Annotated in this window: 30 protein-coding genes and 1 riboswitch; of the genes, 14 read left to right on the top strand and 16 right to left on the bottom strand. The window is 43.6% G+C overall.

Features of this window, described 5'->3' with window-relative positions:
* Window positions 1-6: 6 nt before the first annotated feature.
* Window positions 7-984 carry an All-trans-nonaprenyl-diphosphate synthase gene (sdsA, locus tag NI465_RS02600; protein ID WP_004280641.1) on the bottom strand — a complete coding sequence of 326 codons (978 nt, stop codon included), beginning with the start codon at window positions 982-984 and terminating at the stop codon, window positions 7-9.
* 445 nt (window positions 985-1,429) lie between these two features.
* Between sdsA and rplU the strand changes: the two genes are divergently transcribed.
* From rplU to NI465_RS02560, 8 genes are all read left to right on the top strand, one after another.
* Window positions 1,430-1,741 carry a 50S ribosomal protein L21 gene (rplU, locus tag NI465_RS02595; RefSeq protein ID WP_004280640.1) on the top strand — a complete coding sequence of 104 codons (312 nt, stop codon included), beginning with the start codon at window positions 1,430-1,432 and terminating at the stop codon, window positions 1,739-1,741.
* 19 nt (window positions 1,742-1,760) lie between these two features.
* Window positions 1,761-2,015, top strand: a complete 255-nt coding sequence (rpmA, locus tag NI465_RS02590) for a 50S ribosomal protein L27 (RefSeq protein ID WP_004280639.1) — start codon at window positions 1,761-1,763, stop codon at window positions 2,013-2,015.
* 246 nt (window positions 2,016-2,261) lie between these two features.
* Window positions 2,262-2,957: an outer membrane lipoprotein periplasmic chaperone LolA gene (gene lolA, locus NI465_RS02585; RefSeq protein WP_004280638.1), complete on the top strand. Its 696-nt coding sequence runs from the start codon at window positions 2,262-2,264 to the stop codon at window positions 2,955-2,957.
* A gap of 170 nt (window positions 2,958-3,127) precedes the next feature.
* On the top strand, window positions 3,128-3,889 hold the full coding sequence (locus tag NI465_RS02580) for an RsiV family protein (RefSeq protein ID WP_253144182.1): 762 nt from the start codon (window positions 3,128-3,130) through the stop codon (window positions 3,887-3,889).
* A gap of 100 nt (window positions 3,890-3,989) precedes the next feature.
* Window positions 3,990-5,261 carry a serine--tRNA ligase gene (gene serS, locus NI465_RS02575; protein WP_253144180.1) on the top strand — a complete coding sequence of 424 codons (1,272 nt, stop codon included), beginning with the start codon at window positions 3,990-3,992 and terminating at the stop codon, window positions 5,259-5,261.
* 73 nt (window positions 5,262-5,334) lie between these two features.
* Window positions 5,335-6,717 carry a siroheme synthase CysG gene (gene cysG / locus NI465_RS02570; protein ID WP_247143056.1) on the top strand — a complete coding sequence of 461 codons (1,383 nt, stop codon included), beginning with the start codon at window positions 5,335-5,337 and terminating at the stop codon, window positions 6,715-6,717.
* A gap of 187 nt (window positions 6,718-6,904) precedes the next feature.
* Entirely contained in the window at window positions 6,905-7,381 is a 477-nt protein-coding gene (locus tag NI465_RS02565; protein ID WP_005106302.1) for a tRNA (cytidine(34)-2'-O)-methyltransferase, read from the top strand.
* An 89-nt stretch (window positions 7,382-7,470) separates the two neighbouring features.
* Entirely contained in the window at window positions 7,471-7,953 is a 483-nt protein-coding gene (locus NI465_RS02560) for a hypothetical protein (protein ID WP_004645798.1), read from the top strand.
* Between the two features lie 68 nt (window positions 7,954-8,021).
* Here NI465_RS02560 and NI465_RS02555 read toward each other — a convergent pair whose 3' ends face one another.
* From NI465_RS02555 to rpoD, 6 genes are all read right to left on the bottom strand, one after another.
* The gene (locus tag NI465_RS02555; protein ID WP_004280630.1) at window positions 8,022-9,413 is read right to left on the bottom strand and encodes an APC family permease; all 1,392 of its coding nucleotides are present in this window, start codon (window positions 9,411-9,413) and stop codon (window positions 8,022-8,024) included.
* Window positions 9,414-9,680: 267 nt separating this feature from the next.
* Window positions 9,681-10,865, bottom strand: a complete 1,185-nt coding sequence (locus NI465_RS02550; protein WP_004280629.1) for an iron-containing alcohol dehydrogenase — start codon at window positions 10,863-10,865, stop codon at window positions 9,681-9,683.
* A gap of 1 nt (window position 10,866) precedes the next feature.
* Window positions 10,867-11,400, bottom strand: a complete 534-nt coding sequence (locus NI465_RS02545; protein ID WP_004645797.1) for a hypothetical protein — start codon at window positions 11,398-11,400, stop codon at window positions 10,867-10,869.
* Between the two features lie 74 nt (window positions 11,401-11,474).
* A complete protein-coding gene (gene lipB / locus NI465_RS02540) occupies window positions 11,475-12,134 on the bottom strand; it encodes a lipoyl(octanoyl) transferase LipB (protein WP_044108702.1) in 660 nt (219 codons plus the stop codon).
* Between the two features lie 151 nt (window positions 12,135-12,285).
* Window positions 12,286-12,573: a YbeD family protein gene (locus tag NI465_RS02535; protein WP_004280625.1), complete on the bottom strand. Its 288-nt coding sequence runs from the start codon at window positions 12,571-12,573 to the stop codon at window positions 12,286-12,288.
* A gap of 113 nt (window positions 12,574-12,686) precedes the next feature.
* Entirely contained in the window at window positions 12,687-14,618 is a 1,932-nt protein-coding gene (gene rpoD, locus NI465_RS02530) for an RNA polymerase sigma factor RpoD (protein ID WP_228128822.1), read from the bottom strand.
* Window positions 14,619-14,969: 351 nt separating this feature from the next.
* Between rpoD and NI465_RS02525 the strand changes: the two genes are divergently transcribed.
* Together NI465_RS02525 and NI465_RS02520 are read left to right on the top strand one after the other, a co-directional pair.
* Window positions 14,970-15,176 carry a PA3496 family putative envelope integrity protein gene (locus tag NI465_RS02525; RefSeq protein ID WP_004280622.1) on the top strand — a complete coding sequence of 69 codons (207 nt, stop codon included), beginning with the start codon at window positions 14,970-14,972 and terminating at the stop codon, window positions 15,174-15,176.
* A 71-nt stretch (window positions 15,177-15,247) separates the two neighbouring features.
* The gene (locus NI465_RS02520) at window positions 15,248-15,772 is read left to right on the top strand and encodes a YecA/YgfB family protein (RefSeq protein ID WP_004280621.1); all 525 of its coding nucleotides are present in this window, start codon (window positions 15,248-15,250) and stop codon (window positions 15,770-15,772) included.
* A 71-nt stretch (window positions 15,773-15,843) separates the two neighbouring features.
* On the opposite strand, the gene NI465_RS02515 is transcribed toward NI465_RS02520, so the two are convergent.
* From NI465_RS02515 to trhO, 4 genes are all read right to left on the bottom strand, one after another.
* Window positions 15,844-16,269, bottom strand: coding sequence for an ABZJ_00895 family protein (locus tag NI465_RS02515; RefSeq protein WP_044108703.1), 426 nt, complete (start codon window positions 16,267-16,269; stop codon window positions 15,844-15,846).
* Between the two features lie 27 nt (window positions 16,270-16,296).
* Window positions 16,297-16,914 (bottom strand): DedA family protein, encoded by a 618-nt coding sequence (locus NI465_RS02510; protein ID WP_253144178.1) that lies wholly within the window; start codon window positions 16,912-16,914, stop codon window positions 16,297-16,299.
* 87 nt (window positions 16,915-17,001) lie between these two features.
* Complete coding sequence (locus NI465_RS02505) at window positions 17,002-17,280, bottom strand: hypothetical protein (RefSeq protein WP_005103989.1); 279 nt, start codon at window positions 17,278-17,280, stop codon at window positions 17,002-17,004.
* 206 nt (window positions 17,281-17,486) lie between these two features.
* The gene (trhO, locus tag NI465_RS02500; RefSeq protein WP_253144177.1) at window positions 17,487-18,419 is read right to left on the bottom strand and encodes an oxygen-dependent tRNA uridine(34) hydroxylase TrhO; all 933 of its coding nucleotides are present in this window, start codon (window positions 18,417-18,419) and stop codon (window positions 17,487-17,489) included.
* 189 nt (window positions 18,420-18,608) lie between these two features.
* Here trhO and NI465_RS02495 point away from each other — a divergent pair, with 189 nt between their 5' ends.
* A complete protein-coding gene (locus NI465_RS02495; RefSeq protein WP_253144175.1) occupies window positions 18,609-19,097 on the top strand; it encodes a DUF1289 domain-containing protein in 489 nt (162 codons plus the stop codon).
* A gap of 44 nt (window positions 19,098-19,141) precedes the next feature.
* Window positions 19,142-19,753: a LysE family translocator gene (locus NI465_RS02490; RefSeq protein ID WP_253144173.1), complete on the top strand. Its 612-nt coding sequence runs from the start codon at window positions 19,142-19,144 to the stop codon at window positions 19,751-19,753.
* Window positions 19,754-19,818: 65 nt separating this feature from the next.
* On the opposite strand, the gene ribB is transcribed toward NI465_RS02490, so the two are convergent.
* On the bottom strand, window positions 19,819-20,478 hold the full coding sequence (gene ribB / locus NI465_RS02485; RefSeq protein ID WP_044108711.1) for a 3,4-dihydroxy-2-butanone-4-phosphate synthase: 660 nt from the start codon (window positions 20,476-20,478) through the stop codon (window positions 19,819-19,821).
* 106 nt (window positions 20,479-20,584) lie between these two features.
* Window positions 20,585-20,739, bottom strand: a riboswitch (FMN riboswitch).
* A 170-nt stretch (window positions 20,740-20,909) separates the two neighbouring features.
* Between ribB and NI465_RS02480 the strand changes: the two genes are divergently transcribed.
* A complete protein-coding gene (locus NI465_RS02480; RefSeq protein WP_180086316.1) occupies window positions 20,910-22,715 on the top strand; it encodes a DUF2157 domain-containing protein in 1,806 nt (601 codons plus the stop codon).
* A complete protein-coding gene (locus NI465_RS02475; RefSeq protein ID WP_034439601.1) occupies window positions 22,715-23,281 on the top strand; it encodes a GDYXXLXY domain-containing protein in 567 nt (188 codons plus the stop codon). Before NI465_RS02480 ends, NI465_RS02475 begins: the two co-directional genes overlap by 1 nt.
* A 68-nt stretch (window positions 23,282-23,349) precedes the next feature.
* On the opposite strand, the gene panD is transcribed toward NI465_RS02475, so the two are convergent.
* The 4 genes from panD to NI465_RS02455 form a co-directional block, all read right to left on the bottom strand.
* Window positions 23,350-23,730 carry an aspartate 1-decarboxylase gene (gene panD / locus NI465_RS02470; protein WP_004280606.1) on the bottom strand — a complete coding sequence of 127 codons (381 nt, stop codon included), beginning with the start codon at window positions 23,728-23,730 and terminating at the stop codon, window positions 23,350-23,352.
* 144 nt (window positions 23,731-23,874) lie between these two features.
* On the bottom strand, window positions 23,875-24,456 hold the full coding sequence (pth, locus tag NI465_RS02465; protein WP_004645783.1) for an aminoacyl-tRNA hydrolase: 582 nt from the start codon (window positions 24,454-24,456) through the stop codon (window positions 23,875-23,877).
* Between the two features lie 18 nt (window positions 24,457-24,474).
* The gene (gene rplY / locus NI465_RS02460) at window positions 24,475-24,771 is read right to left on the bottom strand and encodes a 50S ribosomal protein L25 (protein WP_004645781.1); all 297 of its coding nucleotides are present in this window, start codon (window positions 24,769-24,771) and stop codon (window positions 24,475-24,477) included.
* Window positions 24,772-24,869: 98 nt separating this feature from the next.
* Window positions 24,870-25,823: a ribose-phosphate pyrophosphokinase gene (locus tag NI465_RS02455; RefSeq protein ID WP_004280601.1), complete on the bottom strand. Its 954-nt coding sequence runs from the start codon at window positions 25,821-25,823 to the stop codon at window positions 24,870-24,872.
* Between the last annotated feature and the right edge of the window lie 22 nt (window positions 25,824-25,845).

Here is a 25,845-nt window from a genome sequence, read left to right as displayed (position 1 = left end):
TAAAAGTTACTGAATTCGATGTAGGGCCAGTTTGGCCAGATTAATCAGGGCCTGACGATATTCGGAGTCAGGTAATGCTTGCAAGGCATCAATTGCAATTTCAGTTTCTTCAGTGGCACGTTGACGGCAATAATCCAGCGCACCAGATTCATTGACAATCTGAATGACCTGTTCCAGATGTTCCGTACCGCCAGTCGCAATACTGCGACGGATGATTTCATGTTGCTCACCGGTGGTGTTTTTCAGTGCTGCAATCAATGGCAGGGTCGGTTTGCCTTCCATGAGATCATCACCAATATTTTTTCCGAGCGTGTCCGCGTCGGAAGTGTAGTCCAAAATGTCATCAATAATCTGGAAAGCATTGCCGAAATGTCCGGCAAAGGTTTTTAAAGGCTGACGGAATTCATCTTTATCCGACAAAATAGCAGCACCTTCGGTGGCCAGTTCAAACAGGCGCGAGGTTTTGCCATGAATAATATTCAAATAAGTCGCTTCAGTGGTTTCCGGCTGATGCTGGGATTGCAGTTGCAGCACTTCACCTTCAGCAATTTCACAGGTACCGGTCGAAAAATCTTTGAGCAACACCATGTTGTTCAGATCGACCAGCAAATCAAAAGCACGTGAAATCAGAAAGTCACCCACCAAAACCGCAGTCTGGTTATTCCAGGTAGCATTGGCCGTCGGACGGCCGCGACGCAGACCCGATTCATCTACTACATCATCATGCACTAGTGTTGCGGTATGCAGCATCTCAATGATTGCAGCCAGTTTACGGTGCGGTTCTAAATTTTCAGCACCGCATGCCTTGGCGGCCAAAAGGCACATAATCGGGCGCATACGTTTGCCACCCGCTTCTACCACATGTTTGCTGACGGCCATCACTAATGCAACTTTTGAGGTAATTCCTTCATTAATGAATGTGTCCATCGCAGCAAAGTCGTTAGCAACAGGAGCGAGAATGTCTTGCTTAAAGTCGATGGTCATGTGAAAGAAAACCTCTAGTCTGGTAAATCGCTGGGCGTAGTTTAACAATTTATAACATGAGTGAAACCTAAGAAATGCATAAACTCCACTAAAAATCAGCTTTTTATAGATCTTATGTAGATTCGATCCATATTTTGAGCCATAAAAATCAGGAAAGGTCAGGGGCGTGGCCCTATTCGTCAGGCTGAGTATATTAATCAAACTGGCCGGATTTCTGCTGTATTATTTTGTTGCTGAATATATCTTGAGTATTTGATTTGATAGAAATTATTTAATAGTTAAATAATTAGCGCATCCTGCTCATTATTATTTCAGTAAAATGGCTTGTTGTTTTTTTGAATATCCCTTAAAATCCTCGCCCTTAGATATCCCCCCAGTGGCGTACGTCTTAAGTTCGATATATTCCTTTATCGGCACGACGACACGGGCTTGTTTGGAGTACATTATGTACGCAGTAATCCAAAGCGGTGGTAAACAGCACCGTGTAGTTGAGGGTGAAACCCTTAAAGTAGAATTATTGAAAGCTGAAACTGGCGCGACTATTACGTTTGATGACGTATTGATGCTTGTTAACGGTGAAAGCATTCAAATCGGTGCTCCAGTTGTTGCTGGTGCTACTGTAACTGCTGAAGTAGTTAGCCATGGTCGTCACGACAAAATCCGCATCATCAAAATGCGTCGTCGTAAACACTACCGTAAACAACAAGGTCACCGTCAATGGTTCACTGAGTTGAAAATTACAGCTATTTCAGGCTAATTACGAGGAGTAAATAGACATGGCAACTAAAAAAGCCGGTGGTTCGACTAAGAACGGTCGTGATTCGAATCCTAAGATGTTAGGTGTTAAAGTTTACGGTGGTCAAACTGTAACTGCAGGTAACATCATCGTTCGTCAACGTGGTACTGAATTCCACGCTGGTCAAAACGTTGGTATGGGTCGTGACCATACATTATTTGCTACTGCTGATGGCGTAGTAAAATTCGAAGTGAAAGGTCAATTCGGCCGTCGCTACGTATCTGTTGACGCGTAATTCGCTGAGATAGAAAAAAGCCCACAGTTATTGTGGGTTTTTTTATGCCTGAAAATTAATAGGCAGATTAAGCGACATTCCATAATGTAAAAATTGTCCTGAAATCTTCATAATGATGAACAAAAAAACCGGTTTCGAATTAATAACAATACAAAAGTTCTTATTTTCTATCATTTTAGCTTTTAATTTTCGTTTAAGATGAGCTATCAAATAAATTGCGATCACGCAAAATATAAAGGTGAAATTATGAATATGCTTCGTAAAACCGTCTGTGCTATGGCTCTGGGTGCAGTGACTTTAGCACCGGTGATGAGTACAACCGTGTTTGCTGCACCTGTGGCAGCTTCGGAGCAACAGGCAACAGCCAGTCTGGTCAAGCAACTCAATCATGTGCGTAGCATGACGGCAAATTTCGAGCAAAGCACCAAGGTGACCAATCCGAGAGCGACCCAGAAAAAAGGTTTGACTGCACAACATATGAATCAAACCTTTAAAGGGGTGATGAAAGTCGCGCGTCCGGGTAAATTCTATTGGGAAACGACCGCACCGTCGAAGCAAGTCATTGCAACCACGGGTAAAACCGTATGGATTTATGATCCTGACTTGCAACAAGCCGTTCGTCAAAGCTTAGATGAGCAGGTTGCTAATACACCGGCGTTATTGCTGTCAGGAAACACCAGCCAGATTATGCAGTCTTACCGGGTGACTCAGCCAAATAAAGGCAAAACCTATTACACGCTGTATCCTAAAAATACCGATGGTGTGTTTGAAAGCCTGACCATTAGCTTTGGCGCAAACAAAGCACCAAGCTTGATGATCTTGCAGGATTCATTGGGACAAACCACCAATATCAAATTTAGCAATGTAAAAGTAAATAGCAGTATTCCAGCCTCTACCTTTAACTTTACCCCACCAAAAGGTACGGACATCATTGATCAATAAGCATCAATATGAACCAGATAAAAAAAGCAACCTTTCGAGGTTGCTTTTTTATTGCCGATCATCAGGATTGTTTTGGACAGGCTACAAGGTTCAGCTATATCTAGATAGAAGAGCGTCTTAGAATAAATAAAAGTCGAGTCATTGAAATTGCAAAATTTTGGGAGCTCCGAATGAAGATTAATTTATTTAAAACTGCTGGAATCTACGCTGTCTTATTACTTACTGTGGGTATGTTGGGTTGTCAACCTCAATCCAGCTCAGTGGCAACGCTCGCGCGCACAGATCGGGTGGTGCAGATTGAAGCCAAGATCGTTCCTGTGAAAGGGGCAGCCAGAGTGGTGTGTGAAGTAGAAGGCTGTGTACGCTTTGATCTGCAAACAGTGGACAGCAATACTGACTGGATCAATCAATATTTTATTGAGCGCATTCAGCATACTGAACCTGTGGCATTCACCAAAGTCACCCAGAAGAATCCTAAAAAAGCCAATGAGCCTCATTATCTGGATCAGCGCTTTATCAAGGTGGAATTTGTCGGTCAGCGTGCTCATCTGGCAACCTTTGCCTTAAAAAGTTCCAATCTGGCAAGGAATAAAAATGCTTCTCTGAAACATGTGGAATATATCAATTTTGATCTAAAACAGAACAAACGTTTGGCTTTGTCTCAACTGTTATTAAATGGCGGTGAGCAGAAACTGCTGAATGCAATGTATCAGGCCAATACTCAATGGCTGAATACGCAAGGGATTCAACAACAGCAGTTAAAACTGAGTGATAACTATTATTTTGATACAACAGGTCTGGTGATGGTGTATCCGGCAGGCGAACTAGCTCCGGCAGCAGCAGGAATGCCTGAATTAAAAGTGTCCTATGCGGATTTAAATGAAGTGATTCGCCCTGAATATTTAGCCATTTTGCAGCAGGCAGCTTCCTAAATATTGTGCTAATAGGACGCAGCTAGGGTCAGGGTCACTGTATTTTTTGACGTTAAGAGCTTACACTATAGCCAGTTTTTTTCTTCTGCAAAGATTGATTATGATCGACCCGAAATTACTCAGAAATAATATTGAGGCTGTAAATGTAGCCTTGGCAAAACGTGGTGTTCAACTCAATGTTGAAGAGTGGGCATCCCTAGAAGCACGCCGTAAAGAGATTCAGTCCAAGACAGAAACCTTGCAAGCTGAACGTAATGCCGGTGCCAAACAAGTCGGTCAAATTAAAAAAGCAGGTGGCGACGCATCTGAAATCATGACGCGCATGTCTGCGATTGGTGATGAAATCAAAGCGGCTGAAGCAGCTCTGGCTGAACTGCAAGCTGAGCTTGAAGAAAAATTACTGTCTATTCCAAACTTGCCCGATGAAGCTGTGCCTGAAGGTAAAGACGAAAGCGATAATGTGGAAATCCTGAAATGGGGTACACCACGTGAATTTGATTTCGAAATCAAAGATCATACGGATCTAGGCGAAATAATGGGCGGTCTGGAATTTGAAACCGCGACCAAATTAACCGGTTCACGTTTTAGTGTACTAAAAGGTCCATTAGCACGTTTACAACGTGCCATTACCCAGTTCATGCTAAATACGCATACTGATCAAAATGGCTATACTGAAGCCTATGTACCTTATCTGGTCAATGCTGACTCATTGCGCGGTACAGGTCAGCTGCCGAAATTTGAAGAAGATCTGTTTAAGCTACAGGGCGAAAAAGAGTTTTATTTGATTCCGACTGCTGAAGTGCCAGTGACGAATTTCGTACGTGATGAAATTATTGATGCAGACCGTCTGCCACTGAAATATGCAGCGCATACGCCATGTTTCCGTAGTGAAGCAGGTTCTTATGGTCGTGATACCCGCGGTTTGATTCGTCAGCACCAATTTGACAAAGTCGAAATGGTTCAAATTGTGAAGCCTGAAACTTCGATGCAAGTGCTTGAAGAGTTGACTGGCCATGCTGAAGGCATTTTGCAAGCACTCGGACTTCCATATCGTAAAATTTTACTCTGCGGTGGTGACATGGGCTTTGGTGCGACCAAGACTTATGACTTGGAAGTTTGGGTACCAAGCCAAAATACTTACCGTGAAATTTCATCTTGTTCAAACATGGGTGATTTCCAGGCGCGTCGTATGAAAGCGCGTTACCGTGCTGATCAGAAGAAAACTGAATTTGTGCATACCTTGAATGGTTCAGGTCTGGCCGTGGGTCGTACTTTACTTGCAGTGATGGAAAACTATCAACGCGCTGATGGCTCGATTGAGATTCCTGAAGTATTACGTCCATATATGGGTGGGGCGACTTATATCGACTAATTGTTGATCTAAGCATCCCTAAATGTGCATGAAAATTGCATAGACAGTCAGATTTAAAATTTTGAGGTAGTTCGTGGATATTTTTCCAATCTCGTTAAAGTTGCAACAGCAACCTTGTCTGATTGTCGGTGGTGGACATATTGCATACCGTAAAGCACTTCTCCTGCAAAAAGCGGGTGCGATCATTCATGTGATTGCGCCTGAAATTGAAGAGAGTCTGCTGCGAATTGTGCAAAATAGCCAAGGGCAATATGTCCAGGCCGCTTTTCATCCTGAAGTTGCATTACGTTCATATCGACTGGTGATTGCGGCGACTGATGATGCAGAGACCAATCGTCAGGTCTTTGAACTGTGTGAAGCGGAAAATGTCCTGGTCAATAGCGTCGATGATCCACCGCATTGTCGGTTTATGGTGCCAGCGATTATTGACCGTTCGCCATTGGTCATTTCGGTCGCATCGAATGGTACGTCGCCCGTGTTATCGCGGCAGATCCGTACTCAGTTAGAAGCCGCTATTCCGCATGGTATGGGCAAGCTGGCTGAATTTTCAGGAAAATGGCGCAGTGCGGTTAAGGCTAAAATTATCAATCCGGATGAACGCCGTATTTTCTGGGAAGATTTATATGCCAGTCCGCTAAAAGAGCAAGTGTTTAACGACAATATCGCGGAAGCAGATCGCCTGATCGAGCAAGCATTACAAGAATGGCAACAGCCGAAAGGAGAGGTCTATCTAGTCGGTGCGGGTCCGGGTGATCCGGAGTTGTTGACCTTAAAAGCCTTACGTTTGATGCAGCAAGCCGATGTGGTGATTTATGACCGACTGGTTTCAGCACCAATTATGGAGCTGTGCCGTCGCGACGCGGAAAAGATCTATGTGGGTAAGGCACGTTCCAATCATGCGGTTCCGCAAGATGGGATTAATGCTTTGTTGGTCAAATACGCCAGTGAAGGAAAGCGGGTATGTCGTCTGAAAGGCGGTGATCCATTTATATTCGGGCGTGGCGGTGAAGAGATTGAAGAGCTATTCGCTGCTGGGATTACTTTCCAGGTGGTTCCAGGGATTACCGCAGCTTCAGGATGTTCAGCCTATGCCGGTATTCCATTAACCCATCGTGATTATGCGCAAAGTGTGCGTTTCCTGACCGGTCACTTAAAAGAAGGTTCGCCAGAATTGCCTTGGAGTGAGTTGGTCTATGAAAACCAGACCTTAGTGCTTTATATGGGGTTGGTGGGACTGGAGAAAATCTGTGCAGAATTAATCGCTCATGGTCAGCGAGCCGACATGCCAGTGGCCTTGGTTTCTAAAGGTACGACGCCTGAACAGAAAGTTGTAGTAGGAACGCTTGCTGATATTGCATCCAAAGTGTCCGAACATCAGATTCAAGCCCCGACTTTGACCATTATTGGTGAAGTTGTACGCTTACGTGAACAATTGCAATGGCATGAGCGAGGATAAGCAAAGCACTGCTTTGTCCGAGCGCAAGACGAAGGCTGTGCCTGAAGTAAGAGGATAAGCAAAGCACTGCTTTGTCCGAGCGCAAGACGAAGGCTGTGCCTGAAGTAAGAGGATAAGCAAAGCACTGCTTTGCCCCGAGCGCAAGACGAATGTTGTGTCTGAATTAAATATATTGAGTGAGTAAGCTGTGATCCACGTTGTTTTATATGAGCCTGAAATTCCTGCAAATACAGGCAATATTATTCGTCTGTGTGCCAATACAGGAGCACAGTTACATCTGGTCAAGCCGCTGGGTTTTGAGTTGGATGACAAAAAGCTGAAACGTGCCGGTCTGGATTATCACGAATATGCCAATATGCAGATTTGGGAAAACATCGAAGACTGTCTGGCCGATTTGGCAAGCAAAGGCATTGGGCTGGATGCAATCTATCCATTGACCACCAAAGGTTCTGAAACACCGCATACTTCGGATTTAAACCGTCCTGTGGCCTTGTTAATGGGTCCGGAAACTCGTGGTCTGCCTGAACATGTTCGTATGATGTTTCCGCAAAAGCACTGGATTCGTTTACCGATGGCAGAAAACTCCCGAAGTTTGAACTTGTCGAATGCCACTGCAGTAATTGTCTACGAAGCTTGGCGTCAGCAAGGTTTTAAAACGCTTTAAGCTGAAATCTGTGATGATTCTAAAAGCTGCCTTTGGGTGGCTTTTTTATTTTGTGTAACAAATAGATAAACTGCTTTTCACTTCGTTGTATGCTTGAGTTTATAACTTCATCAAATATAACAAAAGGTGCAGCCTTGAAGCCTCTATTAAAACTTATCATCGCATGTTGCCTTGGATCTATTGCGGCTTCCGTGAGTGCGGAAGAGGGCAGTGCCGCCACATCGGCAACAAAGGAAGTTCAGCCCATTACTCAGGCAGAAATACAGCAGGGTTTACTAAACATGCAGAAACGCTTAGATACGCGTATTGAAAAATGGGGGCAGAGCCTGAATTCAGATGATTTTCAATGGACTTGGCGGGGGCGTAAATTAAAGCCTGCCAAGCGTGAGGAAGTCTGTGATATTTTTCAAGATGTCGTGGATGAAATGTATCAACTGGCCGTCAAGAATAAAGCCCGTTTAGGTCCGGAAGAGCAAAAGTTATTGTCTAATCGCAGTCTGTTTATTGAGAAACTGGGTTATGAAAATAATCGGGTCAATACCCAGATGGGTTTTGATTGCTATCTGCATTAGTAAAATCAAAACATGACAGACATAAAAAAGGCGCATGAAGCGCCTTTTTTATTTGAAGAAAAACGATATTATTTATCGTCAAATTCATTGTGCTGAGGAGCAGGGTGCTTGAAGCCTTTAGTTTTATAGCCCAAGTACAAGATACCGCCAAATGCCCAGATCAGACCGTATTTAAGCGAAGCTTCATCGACTTCTAGCCACAGAGCAAAGACTGAAATGAAGCCAAGTAAAGGAACCACGACAAAGTTCATGATCTCTTTAGCACTCTTGGTACGACCATCACGTAATGCATAACGTGAAATCACCGACAAGTTAACGAAACTGAATGCAGTTAAGGCACCAAAGCTGATCAACGACACCACAAAATCAAGATCCATAAAGCCAGCAGTTAAAGCCACTGCACCAGCGATTAAGATGTTGTATGAAGGTGTATAGTTTTTCGGGCTAATATGACCGAAGATCTTCTTGTTGATCACGCCATCACGACCCATCACGTACATCAGACGTGATACACCCGCATGTGCTGAAATACCAGAAGCCATAACTGTCACAATCGCGAAGTAAAGTACGACTGTTTTAAACGCCACGCCACCGACAGCTTGTAAAATATCCGGCTGTGTTGCAGCGATATCTTCAAAGTAAGTTTTTGGATCATTCGGGAAGAAGATCTGCATGAAGTAAGTACTGATGATAAAGATGATACCTGCCAATAATGCAGTCAAGAAAATCGCTTTAGGTAAGGTTTTTTCGGTATCTTTAGTTTCTTCAGCCAGAGAACTCAAAGAGTCAAAACCTGTGAATGAGAAGCACAGTAAGGTTGCACCGGTAATCAGGGCAGCAACAGAAGTAAACTCATTCCAGAATGGCTCTAAACTCCACAGTTGGTACTTTGCATCGACCAGTGTGCCGTCTGCATTTACGCCACCTTCCAGAAGTTGGTAAACCATCCAGGTGAAGTATGCAATGACGCCCAATTGTACGAATACAATCATACTGTTGAAGTTGGCAACAAATCTCGCACCACGAAGGTTAATCGCGGTCATAAAGGCGGTTAAACCAATGACCCAAACCCAATGGTTCATGTCTGGGAAAAGTGCTTCCAGATAAATCACCGCCAAGATGATATTGACCATTGGCGATAACAGGTAATCCAGTAATGATGACCAACCCACCATGAAACCTACGTTCGGGTGGATGGATTTTTGCGCATAGGTATAGGCCGAACCCGAAGAAGGGTAGCGACGAATCATATGACCATAGCTCAAGGAGGTTAACAAAATTGCAATCAGTGCAAAAATGTAAGAGGTAGGAACGTGGAAGTTACTTTCTTCAGATACCAGACCAAATGTATCAAACAAGGTCATGGGTTGAATATAAGCTAAACCAATAATAATGATGTGCCAGAGTCCCAGCGTTTTTTGCAGTTTAGCTGCCGATTGAGTCCCAGAGATATTAGTCAACGGCGTTATCCTCTTAATCGTTGATCAAGGATCAGTCATATTTATAAGGATCGTTTGAGACGAACGATCCCCCCTACAGTTTTCTATAAAAGTCCGCCAATCTACTTGAAAAGAACGGCTTTTGCTAGCTATTTTTTTGACTTTTGTCCTGCATAAAATGTGCCATTCAAAAATAGAAATCGAATTTTTTCTTATGCAAGATAAAAGCCTGATGTTTAAAAAAACATCAGGCTGGAATTTCGGCTATATTGGCTTATTTTTCAGTAATTACCAAGCCTTTTTTAAGATAGATTTTAAATCTTCCAGGGTGGCTTCTTTCGGGTTATAAATGATGGAACCATCATTCAGGGCTTTCTCTGCCACTTCATCGAGCTGGGCTTCAGAAATCTTACCGGTTTCACGTAATGTACGCGGTAATTTGGTCAGACTGTAAATCCGGTCACGCATGGTCAGAATCGTCGCAATGGTTTTGTCAGCACGTAGATGCGCTGGCGTTTGTGCATAAATATCGGCACCCGCCAAAGGCAGGAGCAGATCTGCAATTTTATCGCCATTGACCTCTTTGTTGTATTCCAGCACATAAGGCAGGAATAAGTTCATGCATAAACCATGCGGCAGGTGTACCACTGCACCCAATGAGTGCCCCAGTGAATGCACAATGCCGACCATCGAGTTGGAAAATGCAATTCCCGCCATGGTCGATGCCTGTGCCAGTTCCAGACGGCCTTGTGCATCGGAAGGGTTGTCGAGCACATTAAATAGATGGGTACTGATCTTTTTGACTGCGGCAGTCGCATAAGCATCCGAAATTGGATTGGCTGCCATGCAGGTATAAGCTTCAACCGCATGGGTCATAGCATCCATCGCGGTCATGGCGGTTAAATGCGGCGGCAAGGTCTGGGTCATGCGGGGATCCAGAATCGCAGCATGCGGCATCAGATAATAAGAGGCGAACGGCATTTTGACGTTCTTTTCAGTGTCCGACACGACAGCGACCATGGTCACTTCTGAACCTGTACCAGACGTGGTTGGAATCACAAAGAACGGTTTCAGCGGTTTAGGCAGGTTATGTGCACCCGAATATTTCAGCAGGTCATCACCGCCTTCAGAGACCAGAATATTGGTTGCCTTAGAGGTATCAATAACTGAACCACCGCCCACAGCAATGATCGCATCACAATGATTTTCGCGATACAGTTTTGCTGCACTGCGTACTGTACCCAAGCTAGAGTCGGGTGGGACGTCATCAAAAATCGCTACAATTGCAGCATCTGCCATTTCAAATGCAGCTTCAATTGGTGCCAACAAATTGTTGGCACGGACGCCTTTGTCGGTAATGATGAGCGGACGTTTGGCCCCTAAAGTCGCAAGTTCAAACGGAATATGTTCTAACGCGGCATGACCGGCAATCACTTTGACCGGACAGAAAAATTCATAATAAGGTTTAGCCATGTTATACACTCCGTTTTAAATAGGATTGAGCGATTTTTAGATAAATACTGCTCGCTTCGCTTAGTTTTTCTTTTAGGCTTAGATTGCTTGGATATTCTTTCACTGCCAGTTGTGCCACCATTTTCGGCAAAATCAGTGCTTCCATTTTATTCAGGCAGCGAACGAGGCGAATGGCATTGGAAATATCGCCATCAGCAATCATACGGTCATGGGCAAAAGCCTGTGAGGTACTTTCCTGAAAAGAAAACACCAAAAAGGCATGGTGCAGATGTTTAAAGGTAATGATCAAATCAGGTGCTTTTTCCAGATTTTTAACCAGTTCCAGTTGTTTGTCCTCAGTGACCCGCGCTACAAAGGCCGGGCCATGCGGAAAGACTTTCATGGAAAGAGTAAAATTTTCTGGAAAATGGGCCACTTCCTGTTTGATTTCTTCATCCACCTGACTTGCCATGACCAGACCTCGGCCAATCACATCCATCATGAGTTTGACATAGGCAAGCTGCAAAGCGGGTTTTACGGATTTAGTCGCAATCACGTGATGATCCCTATCTCAATATTATTAGTTTAGAGTAAATACTCTAATTTATTTGGGGCTGAAATGCAAAGGCTTTATCTTTGCTCGACAGTTACTTGCTTAAAGTACCCGCTGTGACGCAAAGTTTCAATAATTTCAGTGCACAACTGGCTGAATTGAGGCGGTTGTTCGAGCAGGTCAATCATGCGCACCATTTCCAGTCCTGCATAGCCACAAGGGTTAATGGTGTTGAATCCGCTCAGATCACAATCTAGATTTAGGGACAGACCATGGTAGCTACGGCCTTTGCGAATTTTAAAACCGAGTGAGCCGATTTTACGTTCAGCCACATATACACCAGGTGCATCCGGTTTGGCATAGGCATCAATGCCATATTTTTTTAGCAAATCAATCATCAGGTTTTCAGCATAAGACACCAGGGTGCGCACATTCCAGCCCAGACGATTCAAGTCAAACATGAAGTAAGCCACCAATTGACCGGGACCATGCCAGGTCACCTGACCACCACGATCGGTCTGAATCACCGGAATATTGCTTGGTATTAAAATATGTTCCGGTTTGCCTGCCTGACCTTGAGTCAGTACATCCTGATGTTGCAAAATCCACAATTGATCCGGGCTATGTTCATCACGGGTTTCCGTAAATGTTTTCATTTCCAGAAAACGATCTTCATAAGGTGTGAGGTCGTGATATTGACGAATGATCAGCTCGGGCTTTTGCAGCACATCAGTCACAGGAAGTGTCCTTGGTAATTATAAAAAACTGGTCATAATTATAATGATTTCGGCATGAAATAGGGGTGAGATCAGCAATATTTCATGGGTATCTTAGCGCTGCATAGGCATAAAAAAAACACGCCCGAAAGCGTGTCTTTTGTATTTTCGATTACAGTGCTGTTTTAATTAGCGGGCAAGCGGCCAAATCTGCATATACTGCATGAACCTGTTCCAGTTCCAAAAAGCGCAGTTGTGCGGTAATGGAATGGTATTTTCCAGTACGTGATGGCGTAATACTGACGCTATCACCTTCAAAATCTGGAAAATGTTTCAGAAAAATGTCGATGACAGCATGACGCAATTCATCGCCCGCAAGGCCAATCAGTTTAATCGGATAATCCATAGGGAAAACCCAAAGATGTTCTTGAAGTTCACGAGATGGTGTACGGTCTAACATGGTAGTCCCCCTGATTTGAAACGCCTGCAATCATGCAGGCGTTTGGGTTTGTCTTGGCTACTTAAATGGAGACTGATGATCAAATTTCAAGTCTCCAGAATAAGCATCAAATTTTAATCATTCTCAAGGAATGAACGTAAGTGTTCTGAACGTGATGGATGGCGAAGTTTACGCAGTGCTTTCGCTTCAATCTGACGAATACGTTCACGTGTTACGTCAAACTGTTTGCCAACTTCTTCCAAAGTATGGTCGGTCGGCATGTCGATACCAAAACGCATTTTCAGGACTTTGGCTTCACGTTCAGTCAGGTTTTCCAGAACTTCACGTGTTGCTTCTTTCAGGCCTTCAGACGTTGCAGCATCAATTGGTGACGTGATGTTGCTGTCTTCAATGAAATCACCCAGATGCGAATCTTCATCATCACCGATTGGTGTTTCCATCGAAATCGGTTCTTTGGCGATTTTCAGTACTTTACGTACTTTAACTTCGTCCATTTCCAGACGTTCACCCAACTCTTCAGGAGTCGGTTCACGACCCATTTCCTGTAGAAGCTGACGAGATACACGGTTGATCTTGTTGATCGTTTCAATCATATGTACCGGAATACGAATGGTACGGGCCTGATCCGCAATCGAACGGGTGATTGCCTGACGAATCCACCAAGTTGCATAAGTCGAGAATTTATAACCACGACGGTATTCAAACTTGTCTACGGCTTTCATCAGACCGATGTTACCTTCCTGAATCAGATCCAGGAATTGCAAGCCACGGTTGGTATATTTCTTCGCAATCGAAATTACCAAACGCAAGTTCGCTTCAACCATTTCTTTCTTGGCACGACGTGCTTTGGCTTCACCGACGGCCATACGTTTGGCAATGTCTTTAATGCCTTTTACATCAAGGCCAAGCTCTTTCTCGATATCGGCAATTTTTTGCTGGAAGGCCAATACGTCTGGACGTACTTTTTCCAGATAAGCTTTCTGGTCTGCAGGTGTTTTTGCGATCTGCTCATCTAACCAGGCTGGATTCGATTCTTGGCCCGGGAAGCTGGTACGGAACTGGGTGCGATCCATACGGCCACGACGTACTGCATAACGCATCACTTCACGTTCTGCACCACGAATTTGATCATGGGTACCACGAATCATTTCAGAAATGATATCAAATAGACGCGGGGTAAATTTGAACATCATGAATACAGTTGCAAGTGCCTGCAAAGCTTCTTCAGCCTGTTTGCTGTCACGACCATGTTTTTCAATAGTTGCTTTGGTATTCAGCCACGCATTTTCCAGTTCAGTAAAACGCGCTTTAGCAATTTCAGGATCTGGACCAGAATCTGCTTCTGATTCATCATCAGAATCTGCTTCTTCTTCCTCTTCATCATCGTCCAGTTTTACATCTTTGGTCGATTTTTTCGAGTCAGTCTCATCTTCAGCCAGAACAACTTCTTCTAGAACTTCAGGAATTTCTTCATCTGATTCAGGATCTAAATAACCTGATAAAAGGTCAGCAAGACGGCGTTCGCCCGCCTCATAATCTTTGTATTCTTGCAGTACCACTTCTACCGCATTCGGCCAGTAAGCAATCGAGTGCAAAACATCACGAATACCTTCTTCGATGCGTTTTGCGATGCTGATTTCGCCTTCACGAGTCAGAAGTTCTACTGTACCCATTTCACGCATATACATACGTACAGGGTCAGTGGTACGACCTGGCTCGTTTTCTACCGATGCAAGTACGGCTGCAGCTTCTTCTTCTGCAACTTCATCCGCCGCTTCTGCAGTATCTTCGAACATCGTATCATCAGATTCAGGCGCGCGATCATGTACCGGAATACCGACGTCATTCAGCATCTGAATGATATCTTCAATCTGCTCGCTTTCTGTGATGGAGTCCGGCAGATGATCGTTAACCTCAGCGAAGGTTAAATAACCTTGTTCTTTGCCTCGGCTAATCAGAGCCGCTACTTGAGAAGTAGGGGAAGTCATATCGCTCATCTTTTGCTTACTCTTCGTTGAATCTGTGGCAGTAAAAAACCGTACAATGCTGCACGATTTAAGCTCGTTAAATTTAGTGAATAGCCTATATATTTCATCAGAGAATTCAGCATGAAAGCTGTCTGATAAAATATTTAAAATGAAATTCAGTAATTTAAGATGGGGGTGAATTTGTTGTTTTCAAGTTCATCCCATGCGTGTCTGTTTATGACTCAAAAAAGGAGAATCAAAAAACATAAGGACGCAGGGTGGATTATATCATGGCACACAATTGAGACAGAAAAAACCCCTAATTACAAATTAAAAATACGAAAATCCAAATAAAACTTGACTTGTTATTTTAGGCACGATAAATAGCGCTTAAATCCTTTTACATTTTTCACTCATGAGGAAGTTTTAGTGTCTTCTACAGATTTTGAACTAGATGATAACTTCGGTGAAGATGATGTTAATTTCGATGAGGCTTCTAGCAAGCTCAGTGCTAAAGAGTCGTTGGAAAAACGTCGTCTGATCGATGATCTACTGACCCAACGTCGTTTAGAGCGCGAACTCAAAGATTTTGACTATGACTTCGACGATGACGACGATTTTGATGACGAAGATTAACGAATTCGGATTTAGCATAGCTTGAATAAATGCTATGCTAAACCTTTCGGTTTTCTAAGTTTGGATGTTAGATGAGTGCTTTAGATTTAGACCTGTTGAGTGAATATCTAGATGGTGACCAAAATGAACATGGTCTAGATTTCGCGGCAACCCATGGTTTCTTATGTGCTATTGCAGTAGGCCCAAAATTCGACAAATGGTTAGACGAACTTTTTGATAGTAATCAAAAGAAAGTGCCTGCAGAAATCATCACTCAGGTGCAAGCATGGTTAGAGTCTATTCGTCAAAGCTTAGCCAATGAAGAAGGGATTACGTTCCCGTTTGAAATTGAAGAAGCAGACACTGAATCAAGCCTGGGTGACTGGAGTGTGGGCTTTGTAGATGCCATGTTCCTGAACGAAGACGCTTGGTTTACTGAAGAATTTGAAGAGCAACTGGTGGATTTAACTCTGCCAATCATGGTCTTTAGTGGCATTGATGATGAAGATCCACAAATGGAAACTTTCCGTCGCAATGGTCAGTTAATGGATGAACTTGCAGAAGAAATTCCAGAAAACTTAAATGAATTGTATCTGATGTATCACACTCCAGAATAATTCATAAAAAAAGCACCGCAGGGTGCTTTTTTTAGCTTTGGCCTTTTTGCATCTTTGAGATCTACTCGACCCTATTTTCTTTCCAAGCCTGTACGCTTCGCCAGACTATAGCGTGCATAAGCATTGTAGGCGATATGAAACAGCAAGGCATGTAAGGCAATGCTTGCAGCCACCAGGAATGAATTTGTTCCTCTTCCTGTATAGGTGATGGTTCTATAAATCTCATCTGTCTGCGGGTTCATCCAGATGACCACAACTAAAAAGATAAACCCGAATGTCATGGCAATAATAGTGGAGCCCCAGACCAGTTTGCTTTTCTCTTGCTGAGTCGGCAAACGAAGTTCTTTCTTAACAAAGTATCGGGCACTGAGAAAGGCAGAAGCAATCAGGGCAGGAATCAGCAGAATGGCGCCCAGATTGAATACATAGATGAATATGCCTACCAATAGAACCAAGGTCAGATAAACGGTGGCAAAATATTTAAGATAATGCGTCATCGTTTTAACCTCCTTAAGGGATCTTCCTCAGGATGGATGATTTTTACGCTGCTGTCTACGGTAGAAAATCCAGATAATAATTACCGCAACAATGGCAATAATCACATAACTGACTTTACTAAAAATTTGCTGCATCAACTGCTGGTTTTCGCCAAAATAAAATCCGACACAGGCCAGAAACGTAGTCCAGATGATGGTTCCAAGTGCGCTGTAGAACATAAATTTCCAGAAGGGCATATGACTCATGCCGGCAGGAATGCTGATCAGCGAGCGGACGGCAGGAATCATGCGGCCAAAAAACACAATCCGGTGACCATAATGCTCAAACCAACGGAGTGATTTTTTCACATCCTCTGATTTAATAAATAAATATTTGCCATAACGATCGACAAATTTAAAAATAGAATCATGGTTAAATTTATAGCCAATCCAGTATAGCAAGGCGGCTGCTAGTAGAGAGCCGATACAGCCGGACATGATGACCCCGAAGAGTATTAACTCGCCCTGAGAGGCGGAATAGCCCGCGGAAGGCATAATAATTTCGGAAGGGATTGGCGGGAAGACATTATCCAGGAACATGAGCAGGGCAATGCCCCAGTAGCCCAGTTGCTCCATGACGGAAATAATCCATTCGGTCAGATTCATATGATTGGCAAAATAAAAAATACTGCCTGTATCCTAAGCAGTATTTTTTGTGCGGTAAAGTCTTGGAATATAAATGATCAGACAGAATCAGCTATGTGTCAGGGTATAAATATAAACTTTACGTAAGAAATAGGCCAAGCAGATCGGCAAAATACTCAACAGGATAAAATGCATGATGCTGGTATTGATATGGTAACCAATGAACAGCGCCAAGATTGCGCCAATAATGGTTCCCAAGATAACTACGAACAGATGTGACTGCTGTTCAAGCTCTTCAGAAATTTGATGAAGTCGTTGCAGCTTTATATTTTCTTTTGGTTGAAATTGAACCAGATTGTCTGAATCTCGAGCAAGTGAGCCTGCCATTTTATATTCCTTTTCAAGTAAAAATTTCAGTTAATAATGAAAGACTTAGCTTGTAAATCACCGTATCATTAGACTAACAATCTTGTTTGGAAAAAAATGAGGTTCTTGGTAAGGAATTGGTAAGAGTTTTATTACTGTTGTGATTTTTATGTAAACAAAAAACCCTCCGAAGAGGGTTTTTATATATTTCATTACAAAAGGCCAAATTAGAGGCGTTTGCGTTTTGCTGCTAAAATTTGTGATTGACGCATACGGAAACCTTCTTTTTGTTTCTCCGAGGTTTTGTCAATACAGTACACACAAGAGACACCATGTTCATAACTTGGGAGGGCAACTTCTTCTGGAAGTAAAGGCCAGCCACACGCATGACACTTGGTGTTTTGGCCTTTTTCAACACCGTGCGTTACGGCAGTACGACCATCAAACACGAAGCATTCACCTTCCCACATGCTTTCTTCAGCCGGGGTTTCTTCCAGGTATTTCAAAATACCGCCTTTCAGGTGATAAACTTCAGTGAAGCCTTCTTGAAGAAGTAAAGAGGTTGATTTTTCACAACGAATACCACCTGTACAGAACATCGCAATCTTCTTGTCTTTGTGCTGTTCCAGATTATTTTTCACGTATTCAGGGAATTCGCGGAAGCTTTCAGTTTTCGGGTCAATTGCGCCTTTGAAAGTGCCGGCTTTGTATTCGTAATCGTTACGTGTATCGACCAGAATCACGTCATCACGTGCAATCAGTTCGTTCCATTCTTTTGGATCAAGATAGTGACCGACTAAATCACGCGGTTTTACTTCCACGCCTAAAGTCACGATTTCTTTTTTTAATTTAATTTTCATCTTACGGAATGGCTTTTCAGAACTGTCAGATTCTTTGTATTCCATTTCGTTAAAACCTTCATTTAGAAGGAACTGGTGAATTTGATCAATCGATGCACGGTCGCCTGCAACCGTACCGTTAATGCCTTCACCTGCCACAATTAGAGTACCGCAAAGGTTGATGGGTTTTACCAGGTCCAAAAGACGTTGCTGAAGATCGGCAGGATCTTGAACTTCTTTGAATTGATAAAGTGCGGCAACAACCCAACCAGTCGTCGCTTGCTGTTCTACAGGTGCAAGCTGTTCTACAGTAGCGTTCATGGAATACTCCAACGTAGCATGATAATTTGAAAGGCGCATATTTTAGCTTGATTCGAGTGAATAAGCGAGTAAAACGCAAGTCTTTTAACAGGCTTCAATTCATGGGGGAGAGCGTGTATAGTCATGCCCGACCCAGGATTTTGTGCAGTGATGCAGATACTGAAATTTGCAGTATCGTTGGAGTGTGTTTTGAGTTCAGATCGTCGTATTGCGTCTTTAACCCCATGTGCAGGGCGTTGCTCGACCGTATTTGGTGATGCGGTATGTCGTGGTTGCCGCCGTTTTAATCATGAAGTGATTCACTGGAATACGTATAGTGCTGAGCAGCATCGAGCTGTGTGGCAGCGACTGGATGCACAGCTGGATCAGATTCTGGTGCCATTGTTACCGCATGCCGATCTTGTCAAAGTGCAGGCCTTTGTGCTGTCGAAACGGGTGCGCTTGCGTGATGATGCTTCCAAAGGGCGCAAGCTGTATCATGCTTTAAAGCTCTGTGAAAAAAAACGGCATTTTACCGACGATAGTGGTTTAGGCATCCATTATAAGCAGGTGCGTCCGCTCTGGGACGAGTTTGAGCGCCGGATCTTGGCCTTGGCTACCGCCAGTTATGATCTGGCTTTTCTGCGGGCAGATGGCATCAGTCAGCATCTGATTCAGATGGAAGAAGAGGACGAGTAGGTCCTCTTTTTTTATGCTGACTATATTAGACAAGGAGGAATGGGGTGAATATTACCGAATATCTGCTATATTGTCTGGCCGTAGTAATCATGATCGCGACGCCCGGACCAGTAATGTTACTGGTCGCTAGTGCTGGGCTCAAAGGCGGCTATAAGCATGCCTTGCAGACTATTTTCGGGACTAACTTTGCCTCACTGGTTCTGATTGGTTTATCCATTCTCAGTCTAAAAGGTCTTCTGGTTGTTAACGAAAATTGGCTGAATGGCATTAAGCTACTTGGCTGTTTGTATATTGCCTGGCTGGGAATTCAGATTTTCAGGGAAGTCTGGCAAGGGCAGGGATCAACTGGACCACAAAACCTGCAGCCCGTACAGGGTGGCTTTCGTACCGGTTTTCTGGTAGGTATTTCTAATCCCAAGGATATTATTTTCTTTGCCGCCTTTTTTCCGCAATTTATAGGCATTAGCCCAAACCTCGATTTAAGCTTGGTGATTCTGACAATTAGCTGGATTGTTCTGGATTTTCTCACCCTGTCACTGGTGTATCTGGGTTTTCAGCGATTATCTCGGTCTCACCTTTATCCGCATTTACTTGGGCTATGTGGCTTGATCTTGTTAATGGTTGCACTGTATGGGATTTATTCCATCTTCAGTTAATTCAATCAATATATACGACACAAAAAATCCCGGACCAAATGCCGGGATTTTCTTTTTAAATAGACTTATATATTGTGTTGCTGGCGGTACTGTACCAGTTCATCAATGGTAATTAGGCTCAGTTGATGCGTCTGTGCATACGAGAGAACTTGAATACCAGAAGCCATGCTGCCATCCGGATTAGTCAGTTCACACAACACGCCGGCAGGTTTTAAACCAGCCAGACGCGCAAGGTCAATAGTACCTTCAGTATGACCACGCCGGGTTAAGACACCACCTTCACGGGCGCGTAATGGGAATACATGACCAGGACGATTCAGATCACTGGCAACTGCGCCGTCTTTAATCGCTGTTTTAATTGTAGTCGTGCGGTCTTTGGCAGAAACACCGGTTGTTACACCCTCTACTGCTTCAATACTTACAGTAAAGGCAGTTTTAAACTGGCTAGAGTTATCTTGTACCATTGGTGGTAACTCTAAATGGTTTGCCAGCTCATCAGTCAGACATAAGCAAACGATGCCGGAACCATCACGAATCATACGCGCCATGGTTTCTATAGTTAAAGTTTCAGCTGCCACAATCAGATCGGCTTCATTTTCACGGTCAAAATCATCCATGACCAAGACAGGTTTGCCTTGGCGGAGATCTTCGAGTGCCTGAAGGATACGTTGTTCAGCAGGGGCTAAAGCAGAAAAGAAAATTTCGGGTTGAATCAAACTTGACATTGAAATGCTCACCTAAACTAAAAATATGATTGAACATTTCAGGACTGAGTGAAAATAGGCTTATAGCAAAAACAGGTGTATGCACGGCATACAGCCTTGGTGCTGCTTTCGTCTTCTTTCATCCGGACTATACCGTCGGCTCTGGATTTGCACCAGATCTGCAGATCAATCGAAATTGACCGCTCGTGGGCTAATTCAAGCCTAATTATAAAAAGCTGAAATTACCACCGGTGGGGAATCACACCCCGCCCTGAAGCGATGTAAGAACATTATAGTCCTGATTTTAAAAAGATGGGATGGTTGAAATGGAAAGTAATTTGCAGAATTTTAGATAAACAAAACAGATAATCTGAATTACCCAGGTTTTTAGCAAAATACTGGAAACATGCTATGGTGTGAGGAAGATTAGAAATCCTTCAATCATTCTAACAATGCATAAAACTGAGCTGATCCGAAATAATCAATTTTCGCCCTTGCTGTTCTGCAATGTAGAAGTACTACGTTATTTAAAAATCTTGGGCTTGGCACTCATCACGGTCAGTTTGCTGTATTTAATGGCAGCGAACTGGTGGATGCTGCCGGATCCGGTTCAGCTGGCAATCCCGATGCTGATTTTACTCTGTAGTGCAACAGCAAGTATTTACTTCGACCAGCAGGAATGGGTGAGACAGAGTCTGGATACTGTATCGGGTCTAATGCTGGGCTTAAGTCTGGCCGTGATTGGACAGATTTATCAGACTGGTGCTGACAGTTATCAGTTATTTCTGCTTTGGGCTTTGCTGTTGCTGCCTTGGCTGTATCGTCCGAATATTGGGATCTTTGCATTATTTTGTGTGGTCAGCCAGCTGGCGCTGTATTTTTATTTTAAACAAAGCTTTTGGTTAGTGCGTGCTGAAACTCTTTATCTGCTCAGTCTGAATCTTTTGACTGGGCTAAGTATGATCTATGCCTTACGTTATTATCCGGTTTTGCGCTATCTGTTTATCGCCGTCGTGGTGCTCATTTCGGTAGTGAGTATGTTCCGGTTTGTCGACTCGGATTCGATCTGGTATTTGGCTTCGGTGCTGGTTCTGCCTATTTTATTCAGTGCTTATTTCTATACCCGAAAGCAACAGCTTGAAACCAGCTTACTGATTGCAGGACTGGCACTGAGTTTTAGTATTCTGATTTTTGATCTCACTGAGCAATATTTACAGGATTCAGCCGCCGGCTTATTGGTATTGGCTTTGTTGATATTCAGTTGGTTTGCAGCTATTACAGGTTTGCTGATCAAGCTGTTGCCCAAGAGCCGGTTTTCGGTCATTCCATTGGCCTTGGGCGCATGGATTGCTGGTGTGATCTTGGCCATGCTGTTGCTGACCTATTGGGGAAATTTTTCGATTCTGATGGGAGTCATTTTTATCGCAGTCGCCTGGTGGTTGATTCGTAGCAAGCCCTCAGTTTTTCTGCGGCAATTGGCTTATTGTTTGTGGGTGTGCGGTCAGGCCGCGGTATTGATTCATACCCAATTACTCACAGAGAGCCTATTACTGATTTGGCTGATACAAGTCGGCATTACGCTGCTGACTATCATGAGTCGTATGCATTGGCTGGTGGTGCTGTTGCAGTTGTTACTTGCACATATACTGGGAATTGCAGTTCTGGTCGACCAACATGCATTTTTTCAGGATCAGCGCCTGCTGACGTGGATCATGCTGCTGAATTACAGCATTCTGACAGGAGCTTTGCTTACTGCGAGATACTGGCTCGCTTCAGCTTATGCCAAAAGCATGAATTTATGGATGATTAGTATTTTGGTGGTGACGGCTATTTTTCAATGTTTACTGCAATTTGGTGTGGCTCAGCAATTGCAGCCACATGGTATAGATGAAGCCATGATTTTCTATATTTTGCCAGCTTTCTGGCTATTGAGTTTTGTCGGGATTCATCTCAAGCAATTTTCACGAATTCAACTCTGGCTCATTCCTGCTGCGGGAATTCTGCTGATTGCATTGGGTTACTTTGAAATTTTTATCATTTTAGTGTTTATGGCTTGGGCCATGGTGAATCAACAACGATTGATGCAAGCCTTGACCATTTTGCTACTGATCTTCTGGTTATGGCTGCTGTATTACAATCTGGGACTAAGTTTTTTATTTAAAAGTGTCAGTATTTTTGCCTCAGGTGTGCTGGTGTTGCTTTTGGCTTATGTGTTGAGTTCACCGAAGTTCCAGCTGAAAGCAGGAGTGGTCTCATGATGAAAAAGTTTATGGCACTGCATCTTAGTATTTTTAGTATTGCTTTATTCGTAGGTTTAATTGTCCAGCATGAATGGCATCTGGCCAAAAGCGACAGTATCTTTGTCGAGTTGGCACCAGTCGATCCGCGTTCGATCCTGCAAGGGGATTATATGGTACTGAACTATGATCTGCATTTTAGCGCAGTGGCAGCGGGGAATGGTTCCGAACAGCCTGTTTCTGACATAAAGATTGAAGATTTTAAAAATCAATCACATGTAATGAGTTATGTGCAGCTGGAGCAGCAGCGCAGAGTTATTAAAACCAGTTTTGATCGAAGTGCACTCAATCAATCGGAACGTGTAGCCCGATTAATGCTGAAAAACCCACGCAATACTTTTGAGGCTTTGTATCCTGCTGCTAACAGTTTCATGTTCCCCGAGGGTCTGGAGCCTTGTTATCGTAACGCCAAATTTGCAGAGCTGAAAGTGAAGGAAAATGGCAAGGCCTTGTTATTTGATTTGCTGGATCAACAATTAAAACCCTTAAACTGTGAAAGCTCTAAAAGCTGGCGAGAGGGCAGTTAAATAGGTCAATATTCGGGTATTAAAAAAGCCCGCAATGTGCGAGCTTTTGGGTATCTGGTCTGATCAGATTATGCGACTTGTACCGGAATACAGTTGGCGGTGTGGCTGACTGTATTATTTGGGTTAGCATAAACCAAGCGAGGCTGATGGGCATTCGCTTCAGCTTCAGTGAAATCGCCAAAGGTTGCAATAATCACGATATCGCCTACATCGGCTTGATGCGCAGCGCCACCATTGACTGAAATGATGCCTGAATTGTCTTCGCCACGAATTGCATAAGTTGCAAAACGTTTACCATTGGTCACGTTCCACACATGAATTTCTTCGTATTCACGAATGCCAGCCAAATCCATCAAAACGCCATCAATTGCACATGAACCTTCATAGTGTAGTTCTGCATGTGTAACGTGAGCGCGGTGAATTTTGCATTTTAATAAACGAGATAGCATGGCTAGCGTCCCCTGAGTTGACCTAAGAGTTTGATCATTTGGTTAAATCAATCTTGCTTGCTGTATGGTGAACAATCGAGCAAACGCATTTTGCGCTTAAATAAACTTTCTGGCAAGCAGAATTGTCCAGCAATTTTTGAATGTTTAGTTCGGCTTATATGCGTTGATTTGATTCATGGCTTGCTGTACTTCACCGTTCACCAGCATTTTTGTGCGGGCGAGCGCATGGGAAATTGCATCATCCATTAAATTCTGTTCGCTGCTAGGTGCTTTACTGAGCACATGACCGGAAACACGGTCTTTGGCACCAGGATGACCAATTCCAATACGCAGGCGATGGAAGTTTGAACCAATATGCGGCACGATATCGCGTAGACCATTATGACCACCGTGACCACCGCCAGTTTTCAGGCGAATGACACCGGGATTCATGTCCAGTTCATCATGGGCAATCAGGATCGATTCAGGTGCGATATTGTAAAATTTGGCGAAAGGAACAACACTTTTGCCGGAAAGGTTCATAAAGGTTGTCGGTAGAAGAAGACGGACGTCTTGACCTTCGATATTGCCACGACCGCTAAATCCGTTGAATTTCGGGTCTTTTTTGAGGGTAATGCCATATTGGTCTGCAAGGCGTTCTACGAACCAGAAGCCTGCATTATGGCGGGTTTGGGCATACTCAGAACCTGGGTTACCCAAACCAACAATCAGTGAAATATTTGACACTAATTACACCATTAACACTTATGCGCGTTTGAAGTCAGCGTGCATTGGTGTGTTTTTAGCTGGGTGACGTTGTAACGCTTGGATTTTCACGCTTTCAACTTTACCGTCTACATCAATTTCGATAACTTCTTCAAAGAATGAATTGTTTTCTAAGAATTTAACAAGCTGACGAAGCTCAACAGTAATTGCTACAGGAGCAGCTTCACCACCGTAGATGATTGCAGGAACTTTAGCTTGAAGACGAAGGCGGCGGCTCGCACCTTTCCCTTGAACTGCTTCTTCACGTGCTGCTGCGTTTAATACGAAGTTTGCCATGATAGACATCCTATTTAAGTTAAATGAACCAGACTTGCGACCAGTCTGGTGAGTAAAAGCCCTACCAAATGGCAGGGCTTTGAAAATTCAGCGCTCTATTATAGATAAGAATCGAACATTGCGCTAATAGATTCTTCGTTGTTAATACGACGAATCGTTTCGGCAACCATACTGGCTACTGAAACCTGGCGAATCTTGCCCAGTGCTAAAGCTTCATCAGAAAGAGGAATGGTATCAGTCACAACCAGTTCATCAATCACAGAATTCTTTAAGTTTTCAATCGCTTTACCAGAAAGTACTGGATGCGTTGCATACGCAACAACCTTGCGAGCACCGAAAGTTTTCAATGCATCAGCAGCTTTGCATAGCGTACCAGCAGTATCTACCATGTCATCAACAATGACACAATCACGATCTTTTACATCGCCAATCAAATGCATCACTTGTGATTCATTCGCTTTTTGACGACGCTTATCGATGATTGCAAGATCGATATCGCCCATTTGTTTCGCAACAGCACGTGCACGCACTACACCACCTACGTCAGGTGAAACCACCATCAGGTTGTGATGCGACTGTTGACGCAAGTCAGCAAGTAGCGCTGGTGTACCGTAGATGTTGTCTACAGGGATATCGAAGAAGCCTTGGATCTGGTCAGCGTGCAAGTCGATCATCACAACACGGTCAACGCCTACAGTAGTGAGCATGTCTGCTACAACTTTTGCAGTAATTGGAACACGTGCTGAACGTGGACGACGGTCTTGACGAGCATAACCAAAATAAGGAATCACGGCAGTAATACGACCCGCACTTGCACGACGCAAAGCATCAGCCATCACCAAGATTTCCATCAGGTTATCGTTAGTTGGGGCACAAGTAGGTTGTACGATAAATACGTCTTTACCACGAACGTTTTCAGTAATCTCGACAGCAATTTCACCATCAGAGAACTGACCTACAGAGGCAGCGCCTAGAGGAATATGTAAGTGACTTACGACTTTTTGAGCGAATTGTGGATGCGCAGATCCACTAAAAACGACAAGATTGGGCATGAAGCACCCTTGGCGGTTGGGA

The organism is Acinetobacter lwoffii, from assembly GCF_024129855.1.
Taxonomy (GTDB): Bacteria; Pseudomonadota; Gammaproteobacteria; order Pseudomonadales; family Moraxellaceae; genus Acinetobacter; species Acinetobacter lwoffii_L.
The sequence above is the reverse complement of the archived record's forward strand: the minus strand, read 5'-3'. Positions and strand labels throughout refer to the sequence as shown.